Source organism: Novosphingobium lindaniclasticum LE124, assembly GCF_000445125.1.
GTDB classification, from domain to species: Bacteria; Pseudomonadota; Alphaproteobacteria; order Sphingomonadales; family Sphingomonadaceae; genus Novosphingobium; species Novosphingobium lindaniclasticum.
In genome coordinates this window covers 42,379-48,464 of record NZ_ATHL01000114.1, presented here as the reverse complement: position 1 = coordinate 48,464, position 6,086 = coordinate 42,379, and the positions used below count along the sequence as shown (strand labels likewise).

The 6,086-nt window shown below is 59.8% G+C and carries 7 protein-coding genes and 1 pseudogene; 2 read left to right on the top strand and 6 right to left on the bottom strand.

The window, feature by feature from the left end; translation table 11 throughout:
- Positions 1 to 205, top strand: a 205-nt coding sequence (locus L284_RS48835; protein ID WP_235054502.1) for a hypothetical protein, incomplete at its 5' end; no start/stop codon positions are given.
- A 147-nt stretch (positions 206 to 352) separates the two neighbouring features.
- On the opposite strand, the gene L284_RS48065 is transcribed toward L284_RS48835, so the two are convergent.
- The 6 genes and pseudogenes from L284_RS48065 to L284_RS41595 form a co-directional block, all read right to left on the bottom strand.
- Positions 353 to 703, bottom strand: a complete 351-nt coding sequence (locus L284_RS48065) for a hypothetical protein (protein ID WP_152524730.1) — start codon at positions 701 to 703, stop codon at positions 353 to 355.
- A gap of 252 nt (positions 704 to 955) precedes the next feature.
- On the bottom strand, positions 956 to 1,825 hold the full coding sequence (istB, locus tag L284_RS41600) for an IS21-like element helper ATPase IstB (RefSeq protein ID WP_021235334.1): 870 nt from the start codon (positions 1,823 to 1,825) through the stop codon (positions 956 to 958).
- On the bottom strand, positions 1,822 to 3,327 hold the full coding sequence (istA, locus tag L284_RS0124685) for an IS21 family transposase (RefSeq protein WP_031342839.1): 1,506 nt from the start codon (positions 3,325 to 3,327) through the stop codon (positions 1,822 to 1,824). Before istA ends, istB begins: the two co-directional genes overlap by 4 nt.
- 314 nt (positions 3,328 to 3,641) lie before the next feature.
- A complete protein-coding gene (locus L284_RS47615; protein WP_081674099.1) occupies positions 3,642 to 3,845 on the bottom strand; it encodes a hypothetical protein in 204 nt (67 codons plus the stop codon).
- Positions 3,846 to 3,908: 63 nt separating this feature from the next.
- Positions 3,909 to 4,052: pseudogene (locus tag L284_RS48830) on the bottom strand (helix-turn-helix domain-containing protein); the annotation flags it as partial.
- Between the two features lie 120 nt (positions 4,053 to 4,172).
- Positions 4,173 to 4,526, bottom strand: coding sequence for a hypothetical protein (locus L284_RS41595; RefSeq protein WP_021235331.1), 354 nt, complete (start codon positions 4,524 to 4,526; stop codon positions 4,173 to 4,175).
- Between the two features lie 347 nt (positions 4,527 to 4,873).
- Between L284_RS41595 and L284_RS48535 the strand changes: the two genes are divergently transcribed.
- On the top strand, positions 4,874 to 5,518 hold the full coding sequence (locus L284_RS48535) for a hypothetical protein (protein WP_021235329.1): 645 nt from the start codon (positions 4,874 to 4,876) through the stop codon (positions 5,516 to 5,518).
- Positions 5,519 to 6,086: the final 568 nt, after the last annotated feature.

Genomic DNA, 6,086 nt, shown 5'->3' with positions numbered 1-6,086 from the left:
GGGGGTGGCGCAGTGTGTGGTGAATGACCTGGCGCGAGGTTGGTGCCGGGAGCCGGCGTCCTCGCCGGTTCACGGCATAGACAAGAAAACCGGCCCCGAAGAGGACGACAACAGCCGCAGGCTATTGACGCTGTGCGTGGACCAGGAGTGCGGTGGAGGACTGAAGGTAAGGGAAGGGGGCCACATCGCGACGCAGGGCCTTTGAGGCCCGTTGCAGGCCCGCTGACGGCGAAGACAGGGCCCCCGGGCAAGGGATCGTCACCCGAAGGGCGGAGACCCGCAGGGGCTCCGGGAGCCGCAGGCGACTAGAGCCCGGTCTCGCCGCAGGCGAGATGCCCCCTACTGCTAACCGTTACAGTTCTGAAGCTGTGGTAGGAACCGGTGATGGAGGGCTATCGTCACGCACAAAAAACTCGAACTCGCCTCGTGTCGCATTGTCTTTAGCATGTCGTCGGAATGAGAGATTACCTTGTGAAAAGCACCATCGCATTTCATCGCCGGCAAAGGTTGCCCCGAAAGCATTCTGTAGCGTCTTGTGTTCTTCCAGACACGGATCGCCGTAAATTGGACGAATAACGCGAAGAATTTCGTCATAGTCAGACGGGTCTATCTTGATTGAAAACCAGTCGAGCTTTCCATCCTTGCGAAAGATGACGTCGCTACCCCTTGCCGTTATACCGGCCACTTCGTTTTTGGCGAACATGCAGCTGTGGCCGCCATCGATTCCGTCCGAGCAGGCATCAACAGCCTTTATCTTCAACGCCTGATTATAGCTTGTTTTTCCCGGCACCAGGTCACGGAACGAAAACTCCTGCGGTGCGGTCAGTTTTATCCGTTGAGGGGCTATCTATATTTGATGGTGCGTTGGAGTTGCAACCTGCAAGCTGTAGCGCGACAAACTGGATGATGATTGCGCGTCAATCAGGATGAGAATGTGATTGTCGCGGCGCGTCGATCAGTGCCTGTTTAGATTGTCGCTGGCAAGTTCGTCGTTCTCATCCTGATTGTCGCGGATGGTCTCGAGAACCTTTGGCGTGGTGTATGCGGCGGGCCGCCCGGCACCGGCGCGTCTGGCCTGAGCGGTGCGCCGTCTGTAACTTTCGACGTTCATCTCGAAGATGGTGGCGTGGTGGACGAGCCTGTCGACAGCGGCGAGCGTCATCGCGGGGTCGGGGAAGACCCTGTTCCACTCGCCGAAGGGCTGGTTGGCGGTGATCAGCAACGACCGTCGCTCGTAGCGCGCGCTGATCAACTCGAAGAGCACCGATGTCTCGGCTTGGTCGCGCGAGATGTAGGCGAAGTCGTCGAGAACCAGCAGGTGGTATTTGTCGAGCTTGGCCATCGCGGATTCGAGCGCGAGTTCGCGCCGCGCGACCTGCAGGCGTTGCACGAGGTCGGAGGTCCGGGTGAACAAAACTCTCCAGCCCCGCTCTACCAGCGCCAGGCCGATTGCTGCGGCGAGATGGGTTTTTCCGCCGCCGGGCGGACCGAACAGGATGAGGTTGGCACCTTGCTCGAGCCAACCATCACCAGCGCACAGGGCCATGACCTGGGCCTTGGAGATCATCGGCACGGCATCGAAGGCGAAGCAGTCGAGGGTCTTGCCTGCGGGTAGATGTGCCTCTGCCAGGTGGCGTTCGATCCGACGCCGATCGCGTTCGGCAAGTTCGTGCTCGGCCAGCGCGGCGAGGAATCTGCTGGCGGGCCATCCTTCCTTGTCTGCCTGGGCGGCGAAGTCCCCCCAGATGTGCTTGATGGTGGGCAAGCGCAGTTCGTTGAGCATGAGGCTGAGACGCTGCGCATCAATCATGGGAGTTGCGTTCATGCGGCTTCTCCCTGTTCGATAAGTCCGTCGTAGATCGAGAGCGGTACCAGTTTGACCACGACTTCGGGCAGATCGGCAGGGTCCGGACAGAACTGGGCCCGCAAGGTTGTCAGGCAGGGCGTTCGGCGCGCCGCCAGGTCCTCGGTCAAGAGCCCCGCGAGTTCGGCCTCGCATGCACGCTCGTGAGCCATAGCCAGAAGTTCGACGGTGGTGCGGCAGGCTTCCCGCTCGCCCTGAACTTCCAGCAGGTGGTCGAACATCAGGCGATAGGCCTCTCGCGGGAACAGGCTATCGCGATAGACCAGCCCTAGCAGTGCCATGGGCTTACGGCGCAGAGAATGGATCACGTGACGGTAATCGACAACGTGGCCGTGCTTCCCGTTCATGCCCGCGCGGCCGCGCGGCAGAGTCATGAGCCTCGTGCCGCCGATGAAGAGGTCGAGGCGGTCATCATAAAGGCGAACCCGCAAACGGTGCCCGATCAGGCGGGATGGGACCGTGTAGAACACCTTGCGCAACGTGAAGCCGCCCGAGGATGTGACCGTCACGAGGATCTCCTCGTAATCGGTGGTGCGCACGTCCGGCAGCGCCCGCAGGAACTTGCGTTCGGCATCGATCCCGGGGCCGTGCCGCCGGTTGCGCGCATTCACAACCTCGTCGATGAAGCGGCGATAGTCGGCAAGGTCGGAGAAGTCGGCGCTCCCGCGCAGCAGCAGCGCATCCCTTATGGCAGCCTTGATATGGCCATGGGCACTCTCGATGGCGCCGTTCTCATGGGCAACGCCCCGGTTGTTCCTCGTGGGCTCCATTCCATAATGGTCACAGAGCGCGTCATAACGCCTGGTCAGGTCGACCCTGGCATCCGCGTCCAGATTGCGGAAGGCGGCCGAGAGGCTGTCGGTACGATGAAGCTTCGGCGCGCCGCCTGCGGACCAGAGCGCGTTCTGCAGCCCTTCAGCCAAGGCGACGAAGCTCTCGCCGCCCAGGATGATGTGCCCGTGTTCGAAGCCGCCACACGGAAGCCGGAAGTGATAGAGCAGGTGGTCCAAGGGCTGTCCGGCGATGGAAACTTCCAGATCGTCCATGCACGTAAAATCGGACAGGCCGAGCCGCCCGGCCTCATGCACTTGCCGGAAAATGACTTCGCGATCTTGCCCGTTCATGGCGCGCCAGTCGCGAATGCGCCTCTCCAGGGTTCGCCGGGAGCCAAACTCCGTCTCGGGATATCGGCGTCGCAGTTCCTCGAAGATCGCTATGGGCCGAAGGCCCGGGGCAGCCTCTAACATCGGCACGACAACTTCATCGAAAATACCGGCAAGGGGGTCGGGTCGGCGTCGGCTGCGCGGTGTTGGCCGCTGTGATGGCAGCCGGGCGTCCTGCAGAACCCGATAGCCCGTCGCCGGACTGAACCCGGCCTTCGCCGCCGCCAGGGCGACGGGGTCATAACGTCTGTTGGTCATGAAAAGTCTCACTTGATGATCGTTGATGTGTCGGCCGGCCACACGCCAAGTCCTCCTCCCCGGAAAACCCGATGCATAGCGGCCACCACGACCATCACAGGCACCCGGCAAAGAGTGCCTCCGGTGTGTCGGGACCGGCTACGGGCTACGCCCTACGCCAATCCCGACACACCGGATTCTCATCTTGATTGTCGCGCTTTCTCATCCAGATCGCCGCGCGACATGCAAGCAGAATGGCTGCGCTCGCCAAAATCAAGCGAGTATGTAGCATTTTGTTCTAGCCCCCATGTTGCTGCTTTAGCGACCAGTAGCGGGAGGAGAATTTTTTTGAAGTGTCGATCGAGAGGTCTCGCTGTCTATTTCTTACCCCGATCCGTTATTCCGTAGGCAGCAAGGCCAAGCCACGACCCGTTCCCACCACGGAACTGACGGACGACGTCACCGCGATCCCAATGGCCGGTGAAGATGCCTCGCCGATTGATGCCGCCGACAGGGCGGGTCCGTGCTGCCAGCAGGCGCGCGCGGCGCGTGTCACGATCGAGATGGCGCAGTGGTTCCATGTCACAGCTCCTTTCGAAATGATGGATCGGGGATCGATCGCTGGCGACGTTTAGCCGCACGCTTCATTCAGGATGGCGTGGCTTTTCAGAGATTGGCGTGAGAAGATCGATCACGTTAACTTCAAGCACATCCGCCATTTTCTGCAGGGTAGAGAGGGTGGGGTTCGCTCTTGCGTGCATGATATGGGAGATGTGCGAGGCGGCGACACCGGATCGCTCAGAGTTCGCCTTGGGTCAATTTGCGCGAAGCGCAGGCAGTACCAAGGTTCACGGCCAGCGCCTGGTGGAGAGACGAGGTAAGGTCCGTCTCGGAGAGATATAGTCGGGTCATGTGTGCTTGATCGACGAATAGATCAGGCAAGCTGCAAGTAGCCCTGCAATCAGCCATGCAATGCGCGCGGGTCCGACCATGCTGAGGCACAAGCCACTGATGGAAAGCACCATCAAAAGCATCCAGGGATTTCGGCCAGTGAGGTAGTTGTAGACTACGTAGGGCACGGCTACGGCGAGAGGCAGCCAGATCCAGTTGAGAAGTGCAAAACGCCGCCAGCGTTCATAACGTGTGAGCGGCGGTGCGCCAGCTGGACGAAGCTGGAAGACACCTGAGGCGCGAGTGGTGGCCACCGCCAGGGCCATAGGGACGACGGTGAACAGGATGGCCAAGGGGAGGGCGGCTTTCATACAAGATCTCCGGTCATGTCGCGAACAACCTAACCTCCACGCCCCTCTTTCCTCAAGGTCCAGGGGATTACTCTGGAATGGATACCGCTCGCGAGCCGGGTTGCCGGTCTGGCAAATATTTGTGAACAGGGGGTGTTTGGGATTGCCAGACCGGCATGGAACAAGACTGCTTCTCGCTCTCGGTGATAACTTTTGAGTTACAATTCCTAACGAACGGTAAATTTTATCGGAGACCTAAGTTTCCGAAAATGAAATGCCCGATCATTTGGATGACCGCGAGGGCCTTGACCAAGACGTTCACTTAATGTTCTAAACGGCGCATAGGTCTCACCGAAGGAGGACAACCTATGAAGATGAAGGACGTATTGGAGGGGTACAATTACGATCTGCCCTTGATAGACGCGATGAACGATGTCGAACTTCGACCTGTTCGGCAGCTGCTGGCGGGAGCCCTTATGGGTGAGAGCCTGGATGCCGGGTATTTTGCGACCCGCGAAATGGCCGATGCCTATTTCGACCTGTGGAACGACGTCCGCAAGGGCGTGCGCTATGGCGAGGGTTATGTGGCCTTTGAGGAAATCCTCAAGGACAAGAACCCGCTGCAGATTAAGCTGTGGTATCTGACCTGCGAACGGGATCTGAAAGAGACCGTGAAGGATATGCGCTGGCTGGCGATCTTGGCGAACCGCCGCGCCTACATGGCCCGGGCCGTCCGTGAATCGGGGGCGGAAGTGCTGCATGTCTCGGCACGCAATCTGGTCGCCGGCAAACACCCGCCGAACTGGTGGCGGATCAGAAGGTCTGGAATTAAGCGCTCAGGCTACGAGCGCAAGGATGGTTTCCGGCTCGGTCGGCTGATGCCGCGAGACGCGGAAGGGTTGCAAGGGGTTGTCGGTGCGCACGACGAACTGGTCGGCGCCGGTGGTGTCGCGAAGCTGGCAGGCGACGGCATAGCACTTTTCGAACGAGGTGAGATGGCGGCGGCGGGCTGAAAGAGACGAGATAGTCATAGGTTTGTCCTTCGGGTGATGTCCTTCGGGGTGATGTGCGCAAATGCGCGGGAACGAGCCATGCAGGTTCGTTCATGTTAAATTGACCCATTGCGATCTATTAGGGATGGAGCCGGAGTCGACGTTCAGGCGTTGCTCTGGTCGATCCACGGTAATGCATGGGTCTCATTCAATCGACGGGGTCGAAGCCGCTGCTACGGTTTCGGCCCCGTTATTGTTTGCAGGCGCCTTTGGCGTTCGGCTCGCAATGAATAGACGACGCATGGGTCCGAATGGCTCTGGATCAGTCGCAGAAGCGCGTCATCGGGTATGTTACCGTCCTGCCTGCAAACAAGCTAGTGATGAAGGTCAACGACGTGCCTCGGCAGCGGGACTTGGAAGCGATCCAGAAGCCCCTGCGCTGCACGAAATGCAAGAAGCGCGGCGCTTCTGTCTCGACTTGGCCCCAACCGTGACTTGTTAACCAGCGTGAGGTAACATCATCTCGTGCTTGTAGAGGTGAACTGTGGGCGATTGGGACAGAATGTTTGGGTGTGACGTATCTGCGGAG

Coding starts and splice junctions, on each gene's coding strand:
- L284_RS48065 (WP_152524730.1), bottom strand. CDS start 703: ATGTTCGCCAAAAACGAAGTGGCCGGTATAACGGCAAGGGGTAGCGAC.
- istB (WP_021235334.1), bottom strand. CDS start 1,825: ATGAACGCAACTCCCATGATTGATGCGCAGCGTCTCAGCCTCATGCTC.
- L284_RS47615 (WP_081674099.1), bottom strand. CDS start 3,845: ATGGAACCACTGCGCCATCTCGATCGTGACACGCGCCGCGCGCGCCTG.
- L284_RS41595 (WP_021235331.1), bottom strand. CDS start 4,526: ATGAAAGCCGCCCTCCCCTTGGCCATCCTGTTCACCGTCGTCCCTATG.
- L284_RS48535 (WP_021235329.1), top strand. CDS start 4,874: ATGAAGATGAAGGACGTATTGGAGGGGTACAATTACGATCTGCCCTTG.